This is a genomic window from Janthinobacterium sp. LM6 (assembly GCF_002002885.1).
GTDB classification, from domain to species: Bacteria; Pseudomonadota; Gammaproteobacteria; order Burkholderiales; family Burkholderiaceae_D; genus Janthinobacterium; species Janthinobacterium kumbetense.
Window position 1 is genome coordinate 2923916 of the sequence record NZ_CP019510.1, and the last position, 23402, is coordinate 2947317.

The following is a 23402-nucleotide window of genomic DNA, read 5'->3' on the forward strand; positions in this document are numbered from 1 at the left end:
TGCGGGTGCCTGCCATGAACACTACACAAAGCGAGACGCAAAACAACACCGAGCAGCACGGTTACTTTACCCTCTCGGGCGACGTCAACAGCGATATGGTGCGGCGCGTGTTCAACGCCGCGGCCGACATCACGGAAGACAAGCTCACCACCGCGCACATCCTGATCCAGTCGAACGGCGGCTATGTCAGCGACGGCATCTGTCTGTACAACTTCCTCAGCAAGTTGCCGCTCGACATCATCACCTATAACGCGGGCGCTGTGGCGTCCATCGCCGTCACCCTGTTCCTGGCGGGGCGGCGCCGCCATGCCAGCGACACGGCCCGCTTCATGGTGCACAAGTCGCATGCGACAGCCTCGCCCGGTTCCCGCCCCGACGCGCTCAGCATCATCGTCGAGGGCTTGCGCGCCGACGACATGCGCACCGAGCGCATCCTGCGCGGCCACGTCAACCTGACGGAAGAGCAGTGGCAGGTGCACGCGTATTCCGACTTGCACCTGACGGCCGACCAGGCGCTGGAAGTGGGCATGATCGAATCGATCCGCGACTTTGCGCCGCCCAAGGGCAAGCGCCTGACGAATATCTGACGCCTGCCGCGCCATGCCGGGCCGATGGTTTCAGCGTGGAAAGTTTGTAATCGAATGTAATTCTTCGCTGCAGCACAGCAAAAGCCGCGCGGAACAGGGCAGAGTCGTGGCATAGTGCAAGCTGATCATGAAATAAGTGCAGGCGCGATGACTTGGTGGAATGGGATTTCTTTTGCGGCCGATATGTCCGTGATGGGGCCGGCTGGCGTGGCGATTGCCCTATGGCTGCTCGTCTCGCGCCAATGGCGCCTGGTGCTCAGCTGGAGCCTGTGGTACGGCGGCGGCCTGGCCCTCGTGGTGCTGTCGAAGCTGGCCTTCATGAGCTGGGGCGTGGGCAGCAGCGCGCTCGATTTTACGGGCTTCAGCGGCCACGCCATGCGCGCCGGCGCCGTGTTTCCCGTGCTGATGTATGTGCTGCTGCAGCGGGCTGCACCGCGCTGGCGTCATGCCGGCGTGCTCGTCGGCGTGGCCTTTGCCGTGCTGGTGGCCATTTCGCGCGTGGTCGTGCATGCGCACAGCGTGTCGGAAGCCGTCAGCGGCTGCGTGCTGGGCCTGGCGCTGGCGCTGGGCTTCATGTGGAGCGCCCGCGGCGCCGTGAATATCGCCGTCAGCCATGCGCTGGCCCTGGCCAGCCTGGTGCTGATGGTGGTGCTCAGCTTCAAGGCGGAGCCCATGCCGACCGAACAATGGCTGCAAAAACTGGCCCTGGCGCTGTCCGGCCATGAGCGTGTTTTTTCCCGCGAAGACTGGAAACTGGCGCAGGATGGCCGCCCAGCCCCGTAAGGCGGGGCAGGCCGGCGCCTGGCGCTGCGGTTTTTTGGCCAGAAAAGCATCAGGAAATGGTATGATGAACCACTCCCTGCGGTGAGTGGCCAGACTGTTGCCGCAAGGATGGCCAAGGTGGCCATGAACTGAATATGAACCGGGTTCACCCAAATATAACCGCCAGCATAGGCCAGGAACTCTAAAACACGTGCGTCTCTCTTCCATCAAGTTGTCGGGATTTAAGTCTTTCGTCGATCCCACCAATTTCCAGGTGCCAGGCCAGCTCGTGGGCGTGGTCGGGCCGAATGGCTGCGGCAAGTCGAACATCATCGATGCCGTGCGCTGGGTGCTGGGCGAATCGAAAGCGTCGGAATTGCGCGGCGAATCGATGCAGGACGTCATTTTCAACGGCTCCACCCACCGTAAGCCTGCCGGGCGCGCTTCCGTGGAACTGGTGTTCGACAATAACGATGGCAAGGCGTCCGGCCAGTGGGGCCAGTACGCCGAGATCGCCGTCAAGCGCACCCTGACGCGCGACGGCACCTCCACCTATTACATCAATGGCCAGCCCGTGCGCCGGCGCGACATCCAGGACATCTTCCTCGGCACGGGCCTCGGCCCGCGCGCCTACGCCATCATCGGCCAGGGCATGATTTCGCGCATCATCGAATCGCGCCCGGAAGAATTGCGCGTCTTCCTCGAAGAAGCGGCCGGCGTATCGAAATACAAGGAACGCCGCCGCGAGACGGAAAACCGCTTGCAGGACACGCGCGAGAATTTGCTGCGCGTGGAAGACATCTTGCGCGAACTCAATGCCAACCTGGAAAAGCTGGAAGCGCAGGCCGCTGTCGCCACGCGTTTCCACGCCTTGCAGGCGGACCAGGAAGAAAAGCAGAAATTACTGTGGCTGCTGCGCAAGAACGAGGCGCAAAACGAGCAGACGCGCTATTTCCGCGAAGTGGAACAGGCGCAGACGGACCTGGAAGAGCAGACGGCCAAGCTGCGCAACGTGGAACTGACCTTGGAACAGATGCGCCAGGCGCACTTTGCCGTGGGCGACCGTTTGCATACGGCGCAAGGCCATCTGTACCAGACGAATGCGGAAATCGGCAGCCTGGAAGCGCAGATCAAGTTCGTCATCGAATCGCGCGCCCGCCTGCAGGCGCAGCTGGCCACCCTGACGGCCCAGCGCGACCAGTGGACCAGCCAGGGCGGCGAATACCAGGAACAGATCGAAGAGGCGGAATTCCACCTTGAGGAACTGGCCGCGAAGGTGGAACAGTCGCAAATGATGGCGGAACAGAAGGGCGAGCAATTGCCCGAGCTGGACGCCGCCTGGCGCGCCGCGCAAAACAAGAGCACGGAATCGCGCGCGCGCATCATGCAGGCCCAGCAGCAGCTGGAACTGGAATCGGCGCACCAGCGCAACGCCTCGAATATCCTGGCCAGCCTGTTGAGCCGCCGCGAGCGCCTGCAGCAGGAAAAGAACAGCCTCAGTTTGCCCGACAGCAGTCACCTGGAAAACCTGAAACTGCAATTGGAAGAAAAGCAGCAAACCCTGGAAGAACAGGGTTTCTACCTGGAAGAAGCGCTGGAGCAGCAGCCAAAGCTGGAGCAGGAACGGGCCGAGGCGCAGGCACAAGTCAATGCCGAGACGGCGGCGAATGCCCAGCTGGAAGCGCGTCTTTCCGCTTTGAAACAATTGCAGGAACGGGTACAGACGCAGGGCAAGGTCCAGCCCTGGCTGAAAAAGCACGAGCTCGACACCTTGCCGCGTTTGTGGCAAAAGCTGCAGATCGAAGCGGGCTGGGAAGCGGCCATGGAATCGATCCTGCGCGAGCGCACGTCGGCCTTGCAACTGTCGAATATCGACTGGGCCAAGGCTTTCTTTGCCGACGCGCCGCCGGCCAAGCTGGCCCTGTACGCGCCGTCGACCGTGGCGCCGCTGCCGCAGCCGGAAATCGCCGGCCTGAAACCGTTCCTGAACTTGTTGAAGCTCAACGATCCGGGCTTGCGCGGCTTGCTGCAGGATTGGCTGTACAACGCCTACGCCGTGGAAGACGCGGCCGAGGCGCTGGCCGAGCGCGGCAAGTTGCCGCCGGGCGGCTATTTCGTCACGCGCGCCGGTCACGTCGTGACGGCCACCAGCGTGCGCTTCTATGCGGCCGATTCGGAGCAGGAAGGCATGCTGGGCCGCCAGCAGGAAATCGACAATATCGGCAAGCAGTTGCGTGCCCAGCAATTGCTGGCCGAAGAGGCGCGCGCCCGTTCCGTGCGGGCCGATGCGGCCGTCGCCACCCTGACGCGCAATCTGTCCGACTTGCGCTTGCGCATACAGCAACTGACGTCTTCCGTGCATACTCTGCAACTGGACGTGGTCAAATTGTCGGAAGTGGAAGCGCGCTTCAACCAGCGCAGCACGCAGATCGGCGCCGACCTGGCGGAAATTGCCGCGCAGGAAGCGGAGCAGATGCAGACCAAGCTGGAATCGGAAGAGAAATTCGAACAGCTGGACATGGAACTGGGCAACTTGCAGGAAGCGCACGAAGACGGCCATACGGACTTTTTACAGAAAGAGCAGCGTCTGGCCGAAGCGCGCGAAGCCTTGCGCGACCTGGAGCGGGCCGCCAAGGATACGGAATACGCGGAAAAAGCCCACCGCGCGAAGATCGAGGAATTGCGCCGCAACATCGCCACGGCCAGCACGCAGGCGCAGCAAGTGACGGAAAGCCTGCAGGCGGGCGAACTGGAACTGGCCAACCTGGAAAGCGGCGCGGCCGCCGACGGCTTGCAGGATCTGCTCGAGCGCCGCACCACGCAGGAGCGGGCGCTGGCGGACGCGCGCCACGAACTCGATCAAATTACGCAGCAGCTGCGCCTGTCCGAAGATGCGCGCACGCAATCGGAACGCAGCTTGCAGCCGCAGCGCGACAAGATCATGGAAATGCAGCTCAAGGAGCAAGCCGCGCGCCTGAACCAGGAGCAATTCGCCCAGCAACTGCTGGAAGCGGGTGCCGACGAGGCCGCGCTGACGGAGAAGTTGCACCCGGACATGCGTCCATCGTATCTGCAGGGCGAAGTGACGCGTTTGACCAACGCCATCACGGGCCTGGGCGCCGTCAACCTGGCCGCGCTGGACGAGCTGGCGCAGGCATCCGAGCGCAAGAATTTCCTCGACGCCCAGAATGCCGACCTGACGGAAGCGATCAATACGCTGGAAGACGCGATCCACAAGATCGACAAGGAAACGCGCGACTTGCTGCAAGACACGTTCGACAAGGTCAACCATCACTTTTCCGAGCTGTTCCCGATTCTGTTCGGCGGCGGCCAGGCCAGGCTGACCATGACGGGCGACGAGATTCTCGATTCCGGTGTACAAGTCATGGCGCAGCCTCCCGGCAAGAAAAATGCCACCATCCACCTGTTATCCGGTGGAGAGAAGGCGCTGACCGCGACCGCATTGGTGTTTTCCATGTTCCGCCTGAATCCGGCGCCGTTCTGCCTGCTCGACGAAGTCGATGCACCGCTGGACGATTCGAACACGGAACGCTTCTGCCGCATGGTCAAGCGCATGTCCGACCAGACCCAATTCCTTTTCATTTCGCATAACAAGATTGCGATGGAAATGGCCCATCAATTGATCGGTGTGACGATGCAGGAGCAGGGCGTATCGCGCATCGTGGCGGTGGACATGGAGTCCGCCGCAAATTTTGCAACCGAGGCACAAGCAGCATGACAGACCTTCAAATTACCTTGTTCGGCGCCGGCGGCGTCTTTATCGTCGGCGTTTTCTCGTACAACAAATGGCAGGAATACAAGGCCAAGAAAAGCGTGGAGCGGGCTTTTTCCACCGACCACGACGACGTGCTGATGCGCGAGGGCGAAGCCCCTGCCGTGGAATCCCAGGAACCCGTGCTGCGCCAGGAGCCGCGCTTCGACGCGGCGCCCGCCGCCAAGGCCGAACCGTCGTTCGGCGCGCCGCCAGCGGCCGTGGTAGCCGACGCGCCCGTGCATGCGGAACCGTCGCTGGCCGATGCCGACCCGGCACCCGCCGCTCCTGCCGCGCCGGCGCAGCCGGAAGTCAGCGCCGCCAGCGAACAGGCGACCAGCTTGGTCGACCCGCTGATCGATTGCCTGCTGCCTTTGTCGCTGGAAGCGCCCGTGCGCGGCGACAAGATCCTGCCCGTGCTGCAAACCCTGCGCCTGGTGGGCAACAAGCCCGTCCACTTCATCGGCTTGCACGTGAATGGCGACTGGGAACCGATCACGCATGGCGGTGTCTACACCAAGATGCAGGGCGGCGTGCAGCTGGCCAGCCGCAGCACGGCCCTGAATGAACTGGAATACTCGGAACTGGTCACGCGCCTGCGCGGCGTCGCTGACGAGATCGGCGCCGAGCCGGAAGTGCCCGACATGATGGAAGTGATGGCCGAAGCGCGCAATCTGCACCGCTTCGTGGCCGGTCACGATGCCCAGCTGGGCGTCAACCTGCACACGAATGGCGCGCCATGGGCCATTTCCACCTTGCTGTTCGCGCTGGAAAAGCAGGGCTTCGACGTGCGTCCGGATGGCCGTTTCGTCATGCCGGACGGCGAAGGTAGCCATCTGTTCTCGCTGTCGACGAATGTCACCCTGGCCGAGGAAACGACGCCGCGCCTGACCCTGCTGCTGGACGTGCCTTGCGTGGCGCCCGCGCGCGACGGCTTCGGCGCCATGGTCGCTTGCGCCAAGGCACTGGTGGGCCGCCTGGACGCCACCATCGTCGACGATTACAACCAGGCCCTGTCGGACGCGGCGCTGGCCGAGATCGCCGGCCAGGTGCAAGAGTTTTACCAGGAAATGGACGCGGCCGACATTCCGGCCGGTTCCACCCGCGCCCTGCGTTTATTTAGCTGAAGAATCCCGCAACAATGACTGATCCGATCAACCAGGACGCTGCCCAGCGGAATGCCGCTCAGCGCGTCCTGGCACTCACGGCCGAACTCAATCGGCATCTGCACGCCTACCACGTGCTCGACAATCCCACCATCCCCGACGCCGAGTACGACAAGCTGTTCGTCGAACTGCAGGCACTGGAAACGGCCCATCCCGACTTGCGCACGCCCGATTCGCCTACCTTGCGCGTGGGCGCGGCGCCCTTGCCGCAATTCGAGCAAGTCGTGCACACGGTGCCGATGTTGTCGCTGAACAATGGTTTCACTGATGACGATATCGTCAACTTCGACCGCCGCGTGCGCGAAGGCCTGGACCTTGACGGTGCGGAAGTCGACTACGCTGCCGAAGTGAAATTCGACGGCCTGGCGATCAACCTGCGCTATGAAAACGGCCTGTTCGTGCAGGCGGCCACGCGCGGCGATGGCGCCACGGGCGAGGATGTGACGGCGAATATCCGCACCATTTCCGGCATCCCGCTGCGGCTGCATGGCGACAGGATTCCTGCCGTGCTCGACGTGCGCGGCGAAGTCATGATGTTCAAGGCCGATTTTGCCCGTTTGAACGAGCGCCAGCGCGAAGCGGGGCAGAAGGAATTCGCCAACCCCCGCAATGCGGCGGCCGGCAGCCTGCGCCAGCTCGATTCGCGCATCACGGCCCAGCGCAAGCTGCGCTTCTATGCGTACGGCATCGGCGCCCTCGATGGCGCCGCCATGCCCGTGTCGCATTCGGCCTTGCTGGACTGGTACGAGACCTTGGGCATTCCCGTATCGAAAGAGCGCCGTGTGGTGCAGGGCGCGCAAGGCTTGCTCGATTACTACGCGGACATCGGCGCGCGCCGTCCCGCCTTGCCGTATGAAATCGACGGCGTCGTCTACAAGGTGAACGCGACGGAAGACCAGCAGGAGCTGGGCTTTGTGTCGCGCGCGCCGCGTTTTGCGCTGGCGCACAAGTTTCCCGCCGAAGAGGCGCTGACGCAGGTGCTGGGCATCGATATCCAGGTGGGCCGCACAGGCGCCATGACGCCAGTGGCGCGCCTGGCGCCCGTGTCCGTGGGCGGCGTGACGGTCACCAATGCCACCTTGCACAATGAAGACGAGGTGCTGCGCAAGGATGTGCGCGTGGGCGATACGGTTATCGTGCGCCGCGCGGGCGACGTGATTCCCGAAGTGCTGTCCGTGGTGCTGGAAAAGCGGCCGGACCCGGCGCCGCCGCCGTTCAAGATGCGGGAAACGTGCCCCGTGTGCGGCTCGCACGTGGTGCGCGAAGAGGGCGAGGCGATTGCCCGCTGCTCGGGCGGCCTGTTCTGCTCGGCGCAGCGCAAGGAAGCGTTCCGCCATTTCGCGGGCCGGCGCATGATGGATATCGAAGGCCTGGGCGAACGTTATATCGATACCCTGGTCGAACTGGAATACGTGCATGGCCTGGCCGACTTGTACAGCCTGACCCTGGAAAAACTGCTGGAAATGAAAGTACGCGCCGACGAGCGCGACGGTTCGACGCCGGAAACAGTGCAACAAGGCAAGATTCCCACCAAGTGGGCGGAAAACTTGCTGGCCGGTATAGAAGCGAGCAAGCGCCCGCCGCTTGAGCGCTTCCTGTTTGCGCTGGGCATCCGTCACGTGGGCGAATCGACGGCCAAGACCCTGGCCGAATGGCTCGGCAGCCTGGCGTATGTGCGGCAAGCGCCGGCGGCCTTGCTGCGCGTGCTGCCCGACATCGGCGGCACGGTGGCCGAGTCGATTGCCGATTTCTTTGCCGAAGAAAAGAACCAGCAGGCGCTGCAGGCGTTGCTGGACGCGGGCGTCGCGCCACAGGGCGAACATGCGCCCAGCGCCAAGCTGCGCACGCAGCTCGAACAAACCACCTTGCTGGCCGCCATCGGCATCCCGAAGCTGACGGAGCCGCGCAGCAAACAACTGGTGGAGCGGGGCGTGACCCTGGCCAGCCTGGCCGCGCAAGGCGCCAGCTTCCATGCTGGCTTGCCTGCCGCCGTGGCCGAGTCGCTGGCGCAATGGCTGGCCGATGAGAACAATGTCAAGCTGCTTGGTCAACTGGACGCCCTGCGCGGTGAATTACTGTCACAATTGCCTGAAATGCCAGCCGCTGGCGGCAAGCTGGATGGCAAGACTTTCGTCCTGACGGGCACCTTGCCCAATATGAGCCGCGACGAGGCGGCGGAGCTGATCGAAGCGGCCGGTGGCAAGGTCAGCGGTTCTGTTTCGAAGAAGACAGGATATGTCGTGGCCGGCTCGGATGCCGGCAGCAAGCTGGCCAAGGCCCAGGAACTGGGCGTGGCCATCCTCGACGAGGCTGGCTTGCTGGCCTTGCTCGCGCAGGATTAATTCTTAAAATATTACAGAAGACCCATGAAAAAAATCAGAAAAGCAGTCTTTCCCGTCGCCGGCCTGGGCAGCCGCTTCTTGCCAGCGACCAAGGCACAACCGAAGGAAATGTTGCCCATCGTCGATAAACCGCTGATCCAGTACGCGGTGGAAGAAGCCGTGGCGGCCGGCATCACGGAAATGATCTTCATCACGGGGCGTAACAAGCGCGCCATCGAAGACCATTTCGATACGGCCTACGAGCTGGAATCGGAGCTGGAAGCGGCCGGCAAGCGCCAGTTGCTCGACATGGTGCAAAACGTCATTCCCAAGCACATCAATTGCATTTACATCCGCCAGTCGGCGCCGCTGGGCCTGGGGCATGCCGTGCTGTGCGCCCGTCCCGTGATCGGCGACGAGCCGTTTGCCGTCTTGCTGGCCGACGATTTCATGGATGTGCAAGAGGGCGTGCGCCCCGTGCTGGCGCAGATGACCGATGTCTTCCAGTATGAAAATTGCTCGCTGCTGGCCGTGCAGGACGTGCCGCGCGCGGAAACCAAGCAGTACGGTATTGTGTCGGCAAAGAATTATCAGCCCGACCTGGAGCTGGTCTCGGCCATCGTGGAAAAGCCCGCGCCCGAAGAGGCGCCGTCAACCCTGGCCGTGGTGGGCCGTTATGTGCTGACCAGCCGTATCTTTAACCATCTGGAAAATATCGGCACGGGCGCCGGCGGCGAAATCCAGTTGACGGACGGCATCGCCGCCCTGATGCGCGAAGAGCGCGTGCTGGCTTACCGCTATCAGGGACAGCGTTATGACTGCGGCTCCAAGCTTGGTTACCTGAAGGCAACGACGGCGATGGGCATGAAACATCCGGAAACGGGCGCCGCTTTCCGTAGCTATCTGCAACAACTGCAAGCGACACTGGAAACAAAATGACGGTACGTGAAATTCTCAAGATGGGCGATCCGCGCCTGCTGCGCATGGCCGAACCCGTGCGTGAATTCGATACGCCCGAACTGCATGCCTTGATCGCCGACATGTTCGACACCATGCATGCGGCCAATGGCGCGGGCCTGGCGGCGCCGCAGATCGGCGTCAACCTGCAGCTGGTGATTTACGGCTTCAAGCAGAACCTGCGCTACCCCGATGCGCCGCAAGTGCCGGAAACCGTGCTGATCAACCCTGTGCTGACGCCTTTGTCGGAACGCAAGGAAGAGGGTTTCGAGGGCTGCCTGTCCGTGCCCGGCCTGCGCGGCAGCGTGCCGCGCTGGAGCGAGCTGCACTACGAAGGCGTGGACCAGTTCGGCCAGCCCATCAGCCGCGACTGCGACGGTTTCCATGCGCGCGTGGTGCAGCACGAAGTGGATCATTTGCACGGCATTTTGTATCCGATGCGTATCGTTGATTTTACGCAATTCGGTTATACGGAAGTCATGTTCCCGGATCTCGATCCAAACGACGACGATTAATTGCCGCTTAACCTGGGGGCAGACCCCAAACGTTGCCGGTGGTAACGGTTAATGAATAAAAAAATGGCCGCGCAGCATCAGCTGGGCGGCCATTTTTCATGCGTGAAGCAAAGCTAGCGCACCTTGCGGCTGCTGCCCAGGTTATCGAGCAGCACTTTCAATTCATCCTCCATGGCTTCCGTCAGGTTCAGGAAGCGGCAGCCTATCTGCACCTGCTCGCCCAGCAGGAAGGAGCGGAAGGTACGCGACAGGCGGATTTCCAGGTCGGCGATCATGACCTTGTTCGGTCCCAGTTCCAGGCGCACGCGCGACAGCTTGCGCCCCACGTACAGGCCTACCGTGTCGCGCGGATGGGCGCGCATGCCGATACCGCCGGCCGAGAAATCATACAGCTGCAATTCATACGGACGGCCCTCGAGCACGAAGGCGGCCAGGTAGTACACGCCCAGCGGCGTTTCCAGGCGTGCCGATTCGCGCCGTTCCAGCACCAGGCAATGGCTGGGGAAGTTCGTCAGGTACACGTTCGGCCGTTCGGGATACGCTTCCCATTCGCCATTGATGGTAAATTGCAACTTGGCGCTTTGCACCCACGACACAAACGTGGCGCCGCCTTCAGGCAGGGTGGCGCCTTCATTCAGTTCCAGCACGAATTGCGGCAAGTCGTCGTCGACGGACAGGATGCGCGCCATGATGACGTCTTCGCCGCCCGTCGGGTAGATGGAAATGGCGTCGCCGTTGTCTGCCAGGCTGCACAGGGTTTCGCCGATATCCCACGGATCGCTCATATGGTGCGGCTTGGTGCCTGGCGCCATCGGCTCGGCCACGTCAGCCAGGCTGGGCGCGCCTTTGCGCAGGGGATTGGGGATGGGATCGTTCACGACAGCGTATCTCTTTTGTTCTGATGGGGAATAGTGTATAGGTTTAAAGCAATATTTACTAAGTAAATCACAATAATTGTTTTTATATCACTATATTCCTGTTGCTTATATGGCTTGGCATGCCACCTTGATGCCGTCGCTTAAAACTGTTCGTCCGCGCTCAGGTAGCGCCATTGGCCCGTCGGCAAGTCGCCCAGCTTGACCTTGCCGATGCGCACGCGTTTCAGGCCCAGCACTTTCAGGCCGACGGCTTCGCACATGCGGCGGATCTGGCGTTTCTTGCCTTCGCGCAAGGTAAAGCTCAGCTGGTCTTCGTTTTGCCAGCGCACCTTGGCCGGCAACAGCGGCTTGCCGTCGAGCCACAGGCCGTGGTTGAGCTTTTTCAGTTCGCTGTCGGGCAGGGTGCCGCCCTTGGTGTAGCTCACGCGCACCAGGTATTCCTTGTCGATATCGGTATCGTGGCCGATCAGCTGCTTGGCCACGCGGCCGTCCTGCGTCAGGACGAGCAAGCCGACGGAATCGATGTCCAGGCGGCCGGCCGCCACCAGGCTGCGCAGCTGGGTGGGGTGGAATTGTTCCGGGCTGCGGTCTTCCGCCCAGCGGTTTTCCGCCTTGATCAGGGCCACGGCGGGCGTGTAGCCGTCTTCGGCCTGGCCGCTGACATAGCCGACGGGTTTGTTGATCAGCACGGTGACGCGCTTCGATTGCTCGGCCGCCGCCTGGCGTTCCACGGTGACCCGCTGGCTGGGGTAGACCTTGCTGCCCAGCTCGGACACCAGCTTGCCATCCACACGGACCCAGCCGCGCGCGATCCATTCATCGGCTTCACGGCGGGAGCACAGGCCCAGTTCGGACATGCGTTTGGACAAGCGTAATAATTCTTCGGTCATGTTGTTTCAGTTTCAGTAAGGTAGGCGCTGCGCGGAAAGTCTACATCTACACTTTCAGCGCATCGAGTAAATCGGTTTCCAGCAATATCTGGTTGCGGGCATTGTTGAGCGCGGGACCGTCGACGAGGAAAACGTCTTCGACCCGCTCGCCCAGGGTCATGATCTTGGCCGTGTGCAAGTTGATGCGGTACTTGGTCAGCACGTTGGCGATCGCATACAGCAGGCCCGTGCGGTCGTTGGCGGCCACCGACAGCAGGTAGTACTGGCCCTTTTCATCGGGCCGCAAGTCCACCGTCGGCTGGAAGGGGAAGGTGCGCGACAGGCGCGACAGCCGTCCCTTGCCCGGCGGCGGCAGCGGCGTTTGCGACTGCAGCAGCTCGCCCAGCTCATGCTCGATCAGGCTGATGATGTCGCGGTAGCTCTTGGCGAAGTTCTGCTCCGTGACAAGGAACGTGTCGAGCGCATAGCCATTCCTGGTCGTGTGGATCTTCGCGTCGAGAATGCTGAAGTTCTTGCGGTCGAAATAGCTGCAGATGCGCGCGAACAGGTCGGGCTGGTCGGGAATGTACACGGCCACCTGCAAGCCTTCGCCGATGGGCGCCAGCCGGCATTTTACCACCGGCAACTTGCTGTCGAGCTTGTCATACAGCGAGCGCGTCTGCCAGGCAATGTCGGACGCGTCATGGCGCAGGAAATACGCCACGTCCAGCTGCTGCCACAGTTTCAGATGCGCGTCCGGCGGCAAACCGTACAGGCGCAAGGTGGCCAGCGCTTCCTGCTGGCGGTTTTTCAGCTCGCGGTCGGCCGTATGCGGTTCGCCGCCCAGCACGCGCAAGGTGATCTTGTACAGGTCTTCCAGCAGCTTGCCCTTCCAGGCATTCCACACTTTCGGACTGGTGCCGCGGATGTCGGCCACCGTCAGCAGGTACAGGCCCGTCAGGTGCCGCTCGTCCTTGACCACCTTTGCAAAGGCGGCGATAACGTCGGGATCGGACAAATCCTGCTTTTGCGCCACTTGCGACATGGTCAGGTGATTTTCCACCAAGAAAGCCACCAGTTCCGTGTCTTCTTCCGACAGGCCGTGCTCCTGGCAGAACTGGGTGGCGTCGGCCACGCCCAGCTTCGAATGGTCGCCGCCGCGGCCCTTGGCGATGTCGTGGAACAGGGCCGCCACGTACAGCAGCCACGATTGCGAGAAATCGGCCATCAGCTGGCTGCAGAACGGGTATTCGTGCGCGTGTTCGCTCATGGTGAAGCGGCGCATGTTGCGCACTACCATCAAAATATGCTGGTCGACCGTGTACACGTGGAACAGGTCGTGCTGCATCTGGCCGACGATGCGGCGGAAATTCGGCAGGTAGCGCCCCAGGATGCTCATCTCATTCATGCGCCGCAGCGCATGGATGATGCCGACCGGGGCTTGCATGATGCGCAGGAAGAGGGCGCGGTTGACGGGGTCCTGGCGGAAGGCGGCGTCGATCTTGAAGCGCGCGTGCCACAGGGCCCGCGTGGCGCGCGACGTCATGCCCTTCAGGGCGGGGCGTTCCGTCATCAGCACGAAGACTTCCAGCATGGCCGATGGGTATTGCTCAAACGTATCGTCGGCGCTGATGTCGATCAGGCTGTTGACTTCATTGAAGCGCTCGTTGATGGGCACGGCCACGTCATCTTGCGGAAACAGCCGCGCCTCGATGTTTTGCAGCAAGATCGTGTTGAGCTGGGTCACCGTCTTGGCGGCCCAGTAGTAGCGCTGCATGAGGAATTCGCTGGCGCGGCGCATGTGCGGCCCGCTGCCCGTCGCCTGCAGGCCCAGCGATTCGGCGATGGCCGTCTGCACGTCGAACACGAGGCGGTCTTCGCGCCGCCCCGCATGCAGGTGCAGGCGCACGCGGATATCCTTGAAGGCGCGCTCCTTTTCCATCAGCTGGCGCGCTTCCGTCAGGGTGATCAGGCCGCCCGTGGCCAGGGTGCGCCACGAGTTCGCCAAGCCGGCCGCCTTGGCTACCCACAGGATGACCTGCAGGTCGCGCAGGCCGCCCGGGCTTTCCTTGCAATTCGGCTCCAGGCTGAAGGCCGTGTCTTCGTATTTGGCATGGCGCTGGCGCATTTCCGCCGTTTTCGCCTGGAAAAACGCTTGCGGATCCATGGCCGCGTCATAGCGTTGCTGCAATTGCGCGAACAAGTCCGCGTTGCCGCACACGAGGCGCGCTTCGAGCAAGCTCGTTTGCACGGTGATGTCGGCCTTCGATTCGACCAGGCATTCATCGACCGTGCGGATGCTGTGGCCGATTTCCAGGCCCAGGTCCCACAGCAGTTGCACCAGTTCCTCGAGCTTTTCCTGCGTGGCCGCGTCGGGCGCCTGTTGCAGCAGGATCAGCAGGTCGACGTCGGAATACGGAAACAGTTCGCCGCGGCCATAGCCGCCCACGCCCACCAGGGAAGTGCCTGGCGGCAAGCCCGCTTCCTGCCATGCGCGCGCCAGCACGCCGTCGACGCTGTGGCGCAGGCTGCGCAGCAGTTTTTCAGGCTTGCCGTCGGCCTGGAAGGCCGCAATGACGACCTGGCGGTCGGCTTTCAGTTGCTGTTTCAGCTGTTCCCGAACTTGCTTTTTCATCTGGGCCCTGGGTGGCGGTGCGTGGGGTGGGGAATCAGGCTTTGTTCACGATCAAGGCGGGCGGCGGCGGCATGCCGGGCGAGACGGTCAGCACTTCATAGCCCGTTTCCGTCACCAGCACTGTGTGTTCCCACTGCGCCGACAGGCTGCGGTCCTTGGTTTTGATGGTCCAGCCATCGTTCATTTCGCGGATTTCGCGGCGGCCCGAGTTGATCATCGGTTCGACGGTGAAAATCATGCCCGCTTCCAGGCGTTCCAGGGTGCCCGGCTTGCCGTAATGCAATACTTGCGGTTCTTCATGGAAGACCTTGCCGATGCCGTGGCCGCAGAATTCGCGCACCACGCTGTAGCCGGCCTTTTCCGCGTGCTGCTGGATGGCGTGGCCGATATCGCCCAGGTGGGCGCCCGGCTTGATCTGGTCGATCCCCAGCCACATGCATTCATAGGTGATTTCCGACAGGCGCTTGGCCAGGATGGTCGGCGTGCCGACGAGGAACATGCGGCTGTTGTCGCCGTGGTAGCCATCCTTGATGACGGTGATGTCGAGGTTGACGGAGTCGCCGCTTTTCAAGACCTTGTCGCCGGGGATGCCATGGCAGATGACGTCGTTGACGGAGGTGCAGATGGCTTTCGGGTAGGGCGTGTAGCCGGGCGGGCAATAGTTCAGCGGGGCAGGGATGGTGCCTTGCACGTTGACCATGTATTCGTGGCACAGGCGGTCCAGTTCGCCGGTCGTGACGCCGACCTTGACGAAGGGAGTGATGTAGTCGAGCACTTCGGCGCCGAGTTTGCCGGCAACGCGCATGCCTTCGATGTCGGCGGCGGTATTGATACGGATGGTGGACATGATGTAATTCGCAATCTGCAAGATGTTCGGGTGAAAAGCACAGACGAATCTCAGCGTAGGAGGAAAAGTCTGCAAATATGTCGAAATTATAAACGAGGCGCCCTGTATCCGCCGCCTCCTTCCTATGGCGGGCAGGCGTTTTTTGCGGGAATGGCCATCGCGGATACGCGTTGCACCAGCGTGGTGCAACGCTTGCCATCGCTGCGCGCGCGATTTGCGCCGTGGACTTGATGGAATGGGCATTTCGGTGTAGAATCCCGGGTTGCTTGAATTCTCTTTTAAGCAATGTAGCAAAACAGTGTCTTTAATTTATATAAACACGCGAATCCGGTCGACAAGGGTGCCTGTATGGTGACTGATCGGATTCCAGACCCAACCCTGGAGTTAATAATGTCCGTAACAATGCGCGAAATGCTGGAAGCCGGTGTCCACTTTGGTCACCAAACCCGTTTTTGGAATCCAAAAATGGCACCGTTCATCTTCGGCCATCGCAACAAGATCCACATCATCAACCTGGAAAAAACCATGGCGATGTACCAGGACGCAATGAAGCACGTGCGTCAACTGGCTGCAAACCGTGGCACCATCCTGATGGTTGGCACCAAGCGTCAAGCTCGCGAAATCATCGCTGCTGAAGCACAACGCGCTGGCGTGCCTTTCGTTGATCAACGTTGGTTGGGCGGCATGCTGACCAACTTCAAAACGATCAAAACCTCGATCAAGCGTCTGAAAGACATGGAAGTGATGATCGAAGACGGTTCGATCGAGAAGCTGTCGAAAAAAGAAGCGCTGATGTTCTCCCGCGAAATGATCAAGCTGCAAAAATCGATCGGCGGCATCAAGGACATGGGCGGCATTCCTGACGCAATCTTCGTAGTCGACGTCGGCTACCACAAAGGTGCGATCACCGAAGCAGCTAAACTGGGTATCCCGGTCATCGGCGTTGTCGATACCAACCACTCCCCAGAAGGCGTGAACTTCGTGATCCCAGGTAACGATGACTCCTCGAAAGCCATCATGTTGTACGCTCGCGGTGTTGCTGATGCAATCATCGAAGGCCGTGCAGCTGCCGGTAACGAAGTTGTTGAAATGGTTAAAGCAGCCGCTGGCGACGAATTCGTCGAAGTAAACGAACAGGCTTAATGGCCAGGCTATCGCAGGATAGCCGTTTGTAAGCACAGCAGTAAGGGAAAAGGGGTGGCAGCAGCTCCCCCTTTTTTTTAACAAAAAAACGATAGTGACCGCTGGCGAGGCATGCATGCCCGGCCGCGACTATCGACTCACCGAATCAGGAGAAACACATGGCAGCGATTACAGCAGCGATGGTAGGCGAATTGCGCGGCAAAACCGACGCACCAATGATGGAATGCAAAAAAGCACTGACCGAAGCCGAAGGCGACATGGCTCGTGCGGAAGAGATCCTGCGCGTCAAACTGGGCGGCAAGGCATCGAAAGCATCGGCACGCATCACCGCTGAAGGCGTCGTGGCAACTTACATCGCCAACGGCGTAGGCGCCCTGGTCGAAGTGAACTCGGAAACCGACTTCGTTGCGAAAAACGACGATTTCCTGGCGCTGGCCAACAACGCTGCCCGTCTGGTAGCAGAACACAACCCGGCTGACGTCGCTGCCCTGCTGGCCCTGCCACTCGACGGCAAGACCCTGGAAGACGTGCGCGCTGCCCTGATCGGCAAAATCGGCGAAAACATGACCATCCGCCGCTTCCAGCGTTTCGAAACCAGCGCCAAGCTGGCTTCGTACCTGCACGGTTCGCGCATTGGCGTGATCGTCGAATTCGACGGCGCCGATGAGCAAGTCGGCAAAGACGTGGCCATGCACATCGCTGCCATGAAGCCAGTGTCGCTGTCGTCGAACGAAGTTCCTGCGGAACTGATCGAAAAAGAGCGTTCGGTTGCACAACTGAAAGCCGAAGAAGACGCAGCCAAAGCGGCCGCCGAAGGCAAGCCAGCGCAATCGCCGGAAATCCTGGCCAAGCGCCTGGAAGGTTCCGTACAGAAGTTCTTGAAAGAAGTTTCCCTACTGAACCAAGCTTTCGTGAAAAACGACAAGCTGTCGGTTGAGCAAATGCTGAAGGCGGCTAACACCAGCGTCAAAGGTTTCGCCATGTACGTAGTGGGCGAGGGCATCGAGAAGAAGCAAGACGACTTCGCAGCAGAAGTCGCAGCACAGATGGCTGCCTCCCAGGGAGCGTAAGTAAAGCGGGCCGAGAGGCCCGTTTTTTTGGCCCGCCCGCACCTGTCGTGCCGGGCGGCGGCATGGGCAGCTTCCTCCCGCCTATCCGGCGCTGCAAGGCGCTGCGCCATGTCATACTCGAATAACCTCATTTATGGAGCCCCAGCTCATGTCAAAACCAGCCTACAAGCGCGTCCTCCTCAAGTTGTCCGGCGAAGCCCTGATGGGTGATGATCCCTACGGCATCAACCGCGCCACGATCGAGCGCATGGTGGCCGATGTGGCCGAGGTGGCAAAGTTGGGTGTGGAACTGGCAATCGTGATTGGCGGCGGCAATATCTTCCGCGGCGTCGCGCCTGGTGCGCAAGGCATGGACCGCGCCACCGCCGACTACATGGGCATGCTTGCCACGGTGATGAACGCACTGGCCCTGGCCGATGCCATGCGCCACGTGGGCATCACCGCGCGCGTCATGTCGGCCATCGGCATCGAACAAGTGGTCGAGCCGTACGTCCGCCCGAAAGCCCTGCAATACCTGGAAGAAGGTAAAGTGGTCGTCTTCGCCGCCGGTACCGGCAATCCGTTCTTCACCACCGACACGGCAGCCGCCCTGCGCGGTTCCGAGATCAGCGCCGAGATCGTCCTGAAGGCCACCAAGGTCGACGGCGTCTACACGGCCGATCCGAAGAAGGATCCGAACGCCACCCTGTTCCACACGATTACGTTCGACGACGCCATCGCCAAGCACCTGCAAGTGATGGATGCCACCGCATTCGCCCTGTGCCGCGACCAGAAACTGCCAATCAAAGTGTTTTCGATCACCAAGCCGGGCGCGCTGATGCGCGTCATCATGGGCGAAGACGAAGGCACGCTGGTTCACGTATAGAAATAAGGAGCACCGGGAAGCCGTCCATGGCTGCGTTGCAGCGCCTCGCCGTACATTCGGCGCTGCGCCTTGCCCAGAACGGTTTTCGGCGCTCCCGGCTGCGGTACCATTAAAGCCGCAAGCGCAATAGAATATTCATTATTATCAAGACAAGGAGTAGGTAATGTCCTTAGCTGACGTTAAAAAGAACACCCAGGAACGCATGACGAAGTCGCTGGAAACACTGCGGGCCGACCTGGCCAAAGTGCGTACCGGCCGCGCCCATACGGGTATCCTGGACCACGTGATGGTCGATTACTACGGTTCGCCGACGGCGCTGACCCAGGTTGCCAACGTGACCCTGATCGACGCGCGCACCATCGGTGTGCAGCCGTACGAAAAGAAGATGGCCAACACCATCGAAAAAGCCATCCGCGACGCCGACCTGGGCCTGAACCCGTCGGCACAGGGCGACCTGATCCGCGTTCCGACGCCGCCGCTGACGGAAGAGCGCCGCAAGGAAATGGTCAAGCTGGTCAAGAGCGAGGCGGAAGATGCGAAGATTGCCGTGCGTAACATTCGCCGCGATGCGAACGAATCGCTGAAGAAGCTGGTCAAGGAAAAAGCCTGCTCCGAGGACGATGAGCGCCGCTCGTCGGAGGAAGTGCAGAAGCTGACGGACAAGTTTATTGCCGACATCGACAAGATGGTGGTCGACAAAGAAAAAGAAGTGCTGACGGTCTAGTTTTCAGTTCTTCGACGCTGCCCGGAAAAGCATGGCTTTTCCGGGCAGTGCTATTTGGCGCATAATAGCTATCTTTTATTTTTGGTATTCGTGTTTTCATGATCTATTCGAGTTCGACAACGGCAGTACCTGAGGTGGGCACGGTGCCGCGCCATGTGGCAATCATTATGGATGGCAATGGCCGCTGGGCAACCAAGCGCTTCCTGCCCCGCGTGGCTGGCCACGTCAAGGGCGCCGACGCCGTGCGCGGCATCGTCGAGACTTGCCTCGACCGCGGTGTCGAGTACCTGACCCTGTTTGCCTTCAGTTCGGAAAACTGGCGCCGCCCGGAAGAAGAGGTGTCGATGCTGATGCGCCTGTTCGTTACCATGCTGGAACGCGAAGTGGTCAAGATGCACGCCAATGATATCCGCCTGAAGGTCGTGGGCGACCTGTCGCGCTTCAATGAGCAGTTGCAAACCCTGATCGCCAATGCGGAACGCAAGACGGCGAACAACACGCGCCTGACGGTGTCCATCTGCGCCAATTACGGCGGCCGCTGGGATATCATGCAGGCAGTCAACAAAATGACGGCCGAGGCGGCAGCCAACGGCCAGCCTGCCGGGCACGCATACACGGAAGAGCAACTGGCGCCGCACCTGGCCATGGCTTACGCGCCCGAGCCCGACCTGTTCATCCGCACCGGCGGCGAGCAGCGCATTTCCAATTTCCTCCTGTGGCAACTGGCGTACACTGAGTTGTTTTTCACCGAGACTTTCTGGCCCGACTTCAATGACGAGTGCCTCGACGCGGCAATCGCGTCTTACCAGCAGCGCGAACGGCGCTTTGGCCGTACCAGCGCGCAATTAACTGAAAAGACAAACTGATGCTGAAAACACGGATAATCACCGCCCTGGTCTTGTTGGCGGTCTTGCTGCCGGTTCTGTATCTGAATTACTTCCCCGCCTTCGCCGTGATCGCCACGGCGTTCTTCGGCGCCGCCATCTGGGAAAGCTTCCGCATTTTCAAAAATCGCCAGGCGCTCTTGATTGCCGCCATCTGGACTGCCGCCTTCGCTTATACGTTTTTTATCGGCAACGGCATGGCGCAGCTCAATTTCTGGTTCGCCCTGTGCGTGGCCATCTGGCTGATCCGCTTCGTGCCTTCGCTGGCGACGGGCCTGCCGCCCACCGAAGGCCTGGGCAATACCTTGCTCAGCCTGGTGTATCCGGTGACCATCGTCGGCTGCTTCGTCGCCATCATCGCCCTGTTCCTGCATAGCCCCTTGTTCCTGCTGTCCGTGATGGCCCTCGTGTGGATCGCCGATATCGGCGCCTACTTCTCGGGCAAGGCTTTCGGCAAGCGCAAGCTGGCGCCAAGTATTTCTCCTGGTAAATCCTGGGAAGGTGCCATCGGCGGCGGCATTGCCGTGCTCGTCATTGCCGCCATCACGATTTTCGCCGCGCCAGCGTTGCCGGTCTTGCAAGATACATTTGCCGTGCAACTGCAATTGCGCCGCGGCTGGCTGGTGGCCTTGCTGCTGCTGCTGCTGATCGTCGCCGCCAGCATCGTCGGCGACCTGTTCGAATCCCAATTGAAGCGCCGCGCCGGCATCAAGGACAGCAGCAACCTGCTGCCTGGCCATGGCGGTGTACTCGACCGTATCGACGCGTTGATCCCGGTCCTGCCATTTGCCGCCCTCGTGGCCAGCTGGCTTTAAGGAAACTCATGCAATACATCACCATCCTTGGCGCGACCGGTTCGATCGGCGTGTCCACCCTGGACGTGCTCGCGCGTCACCCGGAGCAATACAGCGTGTACGCGTTGAGCGCGCACAGCCGTGTGGCCGAACTGGCCGCCCAGTGCCTGCAATTCCGTCCCCGGCGCGCCGTCGTCGGCACGGCTGACGCCGCCCTTGAACTGACGCGTTTGCTGCGCGGGCAGGGCGTCGATACGCAAGTCGAGTACGGCGAGGAAGCCCTGTGCGCCATCGCCAGCGCGCCGCAAGTGACGGGCGTGATGGCGGCCATCGTCGGCGCGGCCGGCCTGGCGCCGACCCTGGCGGCGGCGCGTGCTGGCAAGAAAGTATTGTTGGCCAACAAGGAAGCGCTGGTCATGTCCGGCCAGCTGTTCATCGATGCCGTGCATGACAACGGCGCCGTGCTGCTGCCGATCGACAGCGAACATAACGCCATCTTCCAATGCATGCCGCATGCCCATGGCCGCGCGCCGGGCGCCGCGGGCGTGGCGAAAATCGTGTTGACGGCTTCCGGCGGCCCCTTCCTCACGCGCGATGTCGAGACGCTCGACACGGTCACGCCGGACCAGGCTTGCAAGCATCCGACCTGGGCCATGGGGCGCAAGATTTCCGTCGATTCGGCCACCATGATGAACAAGGGCCTGGAAGTGATCGAGGCGCACTGGCTGTTCGGCGCACCGGCGGAGCAGATCGAGGTGCTGATCCACCCGCAAAGCGTGATCCATTCGATGGTTTCGTACATCGACGGTTCCGTGCTGGCCCAGCTGGGCAATCCGGACATGCGCACGCCGATTGCGCATGCGCTGGCATATCCGCAGCGTATCAACTCTGGCGTGGCGCAGCTTGACCTGGCGCAAGTGGCCACCTTGCAGTTCGAACGTCCCGATTTCCGCCGCTTCCCCTGCCTGGCGCTGGCCTTCGACGCCCTGCGCGCGGGCGGCACGGCGCCGGCCTTGCTGAACGCGGCCAATGAAGTGGCCGTGCAAGCCTTCCTCGACGAACAGATCGGCTTCCGCCAGATCGACCGCGTCATCGCGCACGTGATCGAGACGGTGCCGCACGGCGCCGCTTCGAGCATCGAGGCCGTGATGGAGCAGGACCGCCTGGCCAGAGCGGCCGCGCACGCGTGCATCGCCCGCAGGCTGGCCGCATGACCCTGATTACCACCTTGCTGGCGTTTATCGTCGCGCTGGGCTCGCTGATCACCCTGCACGAGCTGGGCCACTACCTGGTGGCGCGCTGGTGCGGCGTAAAAGTGCTGCGTTTCTCGATCGGCATGGGAAAAGTGGTGTATTCGCGCAAGTTTGGCAAGGACCAGACGGAGTGGGCGATTTCCGCGCTGCCGCTGGGCGGCTATGTCAGCATGCTTGACAGCCGCGCGCAGGACCTCAGCGACTTGCCGGAAAGCGAATTGCGCCGCGAATTTACGCGCCAGAGCGTGTGGCGCCGCATCGCCATCGTGGCCGCCGGCCCGCTGGCCAACTTCCTCGTCGCCATCGTGCTGTACGCGGGCCTGTTCATGCATGGCATCGAAGAGCCGTCGAGCAAGCTCGGCCCCGTGGCCGAACAGACGGCTGCCTACGCGGCCGGCTTGCGCAGCGGCGATACGGTCGAAGCGGTGAATGGCAAGGCCGTGGCCAGCTGGTCCGAACTGCGCTGGGAGCTGATCCAGGCCACCCTCGACAAGCAGCCGGCGCGCATCGAAGTGCGCCGTCCCGACCGTGGCCAGCAGGAAGCGACCTTGCCGACGGCCAGCCTGACGGAAACGGACCTGGAAGGCGACGTGCTGGGCAAGCTGGGCCTGACCCTGGCCCGTTCCGCGCCCACCTTGATGGAAATCATGCCCGATGGCGCCGCCGCGCGCGCCGGTCTGCAGAAAAACGACCAGATCCTGGCCATCGACGACCGGCCCGTGCACGACGTGGCGGCCGTCATCGCCACCCTGAGCCAGGCACCGGGCCGGACCTTGCAATTGCAGCTCCTGCGCCAGGGCCAGGACCTGACCCTGTCCATTACGCCGGACGCCGTGCCGGGCGCCGGGGCAGAGGGAGCTGTAACAGTTGGTAAGATACAGGCAAAGCTGGGACAGGTGCCGGATATGATCACCGTGGCCTCCGGACCGTTTTCCGCCGTGGGCAAGGCGTCCGCCAAGGTCTGGGATACCAGTGTCATGAGCCTGAAAATGCTGGGCAAAATGATCACCGGCCAGGTCTCGCTGAAGAATGTGACGGGTCCCATTACCATCGCCGATTACGCGGGCCAGACGGCGCGCATCGGCCTGGTAAGCTACCTGAGCTTCATTGCCTTCATCAGTATCAGTCTGGGCGTGATGAATTTGCTACCCATTCCTGTTCTGGATGGCGGGCATTTGCTGTATTATTCGCTGGAAGTTTTGACCGGACGCCCCTTGCCGGAGCGCGTAGGCGAGATTGCCCAGCGCCTGGGGATCGGTTTGTTGCTGACCTTGATGGTGCTTGCCGTCTTTAATGACGTGTTGCGATTGCTGAATTAGGGCGGTGGTTGATGCCATTGCGTGAGTCGCACAAGCAATCT

At 61.6% G+C, this 23402-nt stretch carries 19 protein-coding genes; 15 read left to right on the forward strand and 4 right to left on the reverse strand.

All coding sequences use genetic code 11. The features are described from left to right. The first annotated feature begins 14 nt into the window (after positions 1 to 14). The 7 genes from BZG29_RS13070 to def all read left to right on the forward strand — a co-directional run bounded on the left by BZG29_RS13070 (position 15) and on the right by def (position 10080). Positions 15 to 587 (forward strand): ATP-dependent Clp protease proteolytic subunit, encoded by a 573-nt coding sequence (locus tag BZG29_RS13070; RefSeq protein WP_150130891.1) that lies wholly within the window; start codon positions 15 to 17, stop codon positions 585 to 587. 147 nt (positions 588 to 734) lie between these two features. After that, the gene (locus BZG29_RS13075) at positions 735 to 1370 is read left to right on the forward strand and encodes a phosphatase PAP2 family protein (protein WP_253192868.1); all 636 of its coding nucleotides are present in this window, start codon (positions 735 to 737) and stop codon (positions 1368 to 1370) included. Positions 1371 to 1560: 190 nt separating this feature from the next. Continuing rightward, positions 1561 to 5088, forward strand: coding sequence for a chromosome segregation protein SMC (gene smc, locus BZG29_RS13080; RefSeq protein WP_077403339.1), 3528 nt, complete (start codon positions 1561 to 1563; stop codon positions 5086 to 5088). Further along, positions 5085 to 6248 carry a cell division protein ZipA C-terminal FtsZ-binding domain-containing protein gene (locus BZG29_RS13085; protein ID WP_077403342.1) on the forward strand — a complete coding sequence of 388 codons (1164 nt, stop codon included), beginning with the start codon at positions 5085 to 5087 and terminating at the stop codon, positions 6246 to 6248. Before smc ends, BZG29_RS13085 begins: the two co-directional genes overlap by 4 nt. 14 nt (positions 6249 to 6262) lie before the next feature. Then, entirely contained in the window at positions 6263 to 8629 is a 2367-nt protein-coding gene (gene ligA, locus BZG29_RS13090) for an NAD-dependent DNA ligase LigA (RefSeq protein ID WP_077403345.1), read from the forward strand. Between the two features lie 24 nt (positions 8630 to 8653). Continuing rightward, entirely contained in the window at positions 8654 to 9547 is an 894-nt protein-coding gene (gene galU, locus BZG29_RS13095; protein ID WP_077403348.1) for a UTP--glucose-1-phosphate uridylyltransferase GalU, read from the forward strand. Next, the gene (def, locus tag BZG29_RS13100) at positions 9544 to 10080 is read left to right on the forward strand and encodes a peptide deformylase (protein WP_034752265.1); all 537 of its coding nucleotides are present in this window, start codon (positions 9544 to 9546) and stop codon (positions 10078 to 10080) included. Before galU ends, def begins: the two co-directional genes overlap by 4 nt. Positions 10081 to 10193: 113 nt before the next feature. Here the strand turns inward: def and BZG29_RS13105 are convergent, their stop codons facing one another. The 4 genes from BZG29_RS13105 to map form a co-directional block, all read right to left on the reverse strand. After that, on the reverse strand, positions 10194 to 10958 hold the full coding sequence (locus tag BZG29_RS13105; RefSeq protein ID WP_077403351.1) for a PilZ domain-containing protein: 765 nt from the start codon (positions 10956 to 10958) through the stop codon (positions 10194 to 10196). A 140-nt stretch (positions 10959 to 11098) separates the two neighbouring features. Further along, a complete protein-coding gene (locus tag BZG29_RS13110) occupies positions 11099 to 11848 on the reverse strand; it encodes a pseudouridine synthase (RefSeq protein ID WP_077403354.1) in 750 nt (249 codons plus the stop codon). Positions 11849 to 11894: 46 nt separating this feature from the next. After that, the gene (locus BZG29_RS13115; RefSeq protein ID WP_077403358.1) at positions 11895 to 14462 is read right to left on the reverse strand and encodes a [protein-PII] uridylyltransferase; all 2568 of its coding nucleotides are present in this window, start codon (positions 14460 to 14462) and stop codon (positions 11895 to 11897) included. A gap of 34 nt (positions 14463 to 14496) precedes the next feature. Beyond that, positions 14497 to 15309 carry a type I methionyl aminopeptidase gene (gene map / locus BZG29_RS13120; protein WP_077409087.1) on the reverse strand — a complete coding sequence of 271 codons (813 nt, stop codon included), beginning with the start codon at positions 15307 to 15309 and terminating at the stop codon, positions 14497 to 14499. Between the two features lie 390 nt (positions 15310 to 15699). On the opposite strand from map, the gene rpsB reads away from it, so the two are divergent. The 8 genes from rpsB to rseP all read left to right on the forward strand — a co-directional run bounded on the left by rpsB (position 15700) and on the right by rseP (position 23361). Continuing rightward, positions 15700 to 16452 (forward strand): 30S ribosomal protein S2, encoded by a 753-nt coding sequence (gene rpsB / locus BZG29_RS13125; RefSeq protein ID WP_010397614.1) that lies wholly within the window; start codon positions 15700 to 15702, stop codon positions 16450 to 16452. Between the two features lie 158 nt (positions 16453 to 16610). Then, positions 16611 to 17522: a translation elongation factor Ts gene (gene tsf / locus BZG29_RS13130; RefSeq protein WP_034752260.1), complete on the forward strand. Its 912-nt coding sequence runs from the start codon at positions 16611 to 16613 to the stop codon at positions 17520 to 17522. Between the two features lie 148 nt (positions 17523 to 17670). Beyond that, positions 17671 to 18387: a UMP kinase gene (pyrH, locus tag BZG29_RS13135; protein WP_034752258.1), complete on the forward strand. Its 717-nt coding sequence runs from the start codon at positions 17671 to 17673 to the stop codon at positions 18385 to 18387. A gap of 163 nt (positions 18388 to 18550) precedes the next feature. Beyond that, positions 18551 to 19111, forward strand: coding sequence for a ribosome recycling factor (frr, locus tag BZG29_RS13140; RefSeq protein ID WP_034784152.1), 561 nt, complete (start codon positions 18551 to 18553; stop codon positions 19109 to 19111). A 98-nt stretch (positions 19112 to 19209) separates the two neighbouring features. Further along, a complete protein-coding gene (gene uppS / locus BZG29_RS13145; RefSeq protein ID WP_077403362.1) occupies positions 19210 to 19977 on the forward strand; it encodes a polyprenyl diphosphate synthase in 768 nt (255 codons plus the stop codon). Next, positions 19977 to 20810: a phosphatidate cytidylyltransferase gene (locus BZG29_RS13150; RefSeq protein WP_077403365.1), complete on the forward strand. Its 834-nt coding sequence runs from the start codon at positions 19977 to 19979 to the stop codon at positions 20808 to 20810. The genes uppS and BZG29_RS13150 overlap by 1 nt, the downstream gene beginning before the upstream one ends. Before the next feature lie 8 nt (positions 20811 to 20818). Further along, positions 20819 to 22003 (forward strand): 1-deoxy-D-xylulose-5-phosphate reductoisomerase, encoded by a 1185-nt coding sequence (ispC, locus tag BZG29_RS13155; RefSeq protein ID WP_077403368.1) that lies wholly within the window; start codon positions 20819 to 20821, stop codon positions 22001 to 22003. After that, positions 22000 to 23361, forward strand: coding sequence for an RIP metalloprotease RseP (rseP, locus tag BZG29_RS13160; RefSeq protein WP_077403371.1), 1362 nt, complete (start codon positions 22000 to 22002; stop codon positions 23359 to 23361). The genes ispC and rseP overlap by 4 nt, the downstream gene beginning before the upstream one ends. The last annotated feature ends 41 nt before the right edge of the window (positions 23362 to 23402 follow it).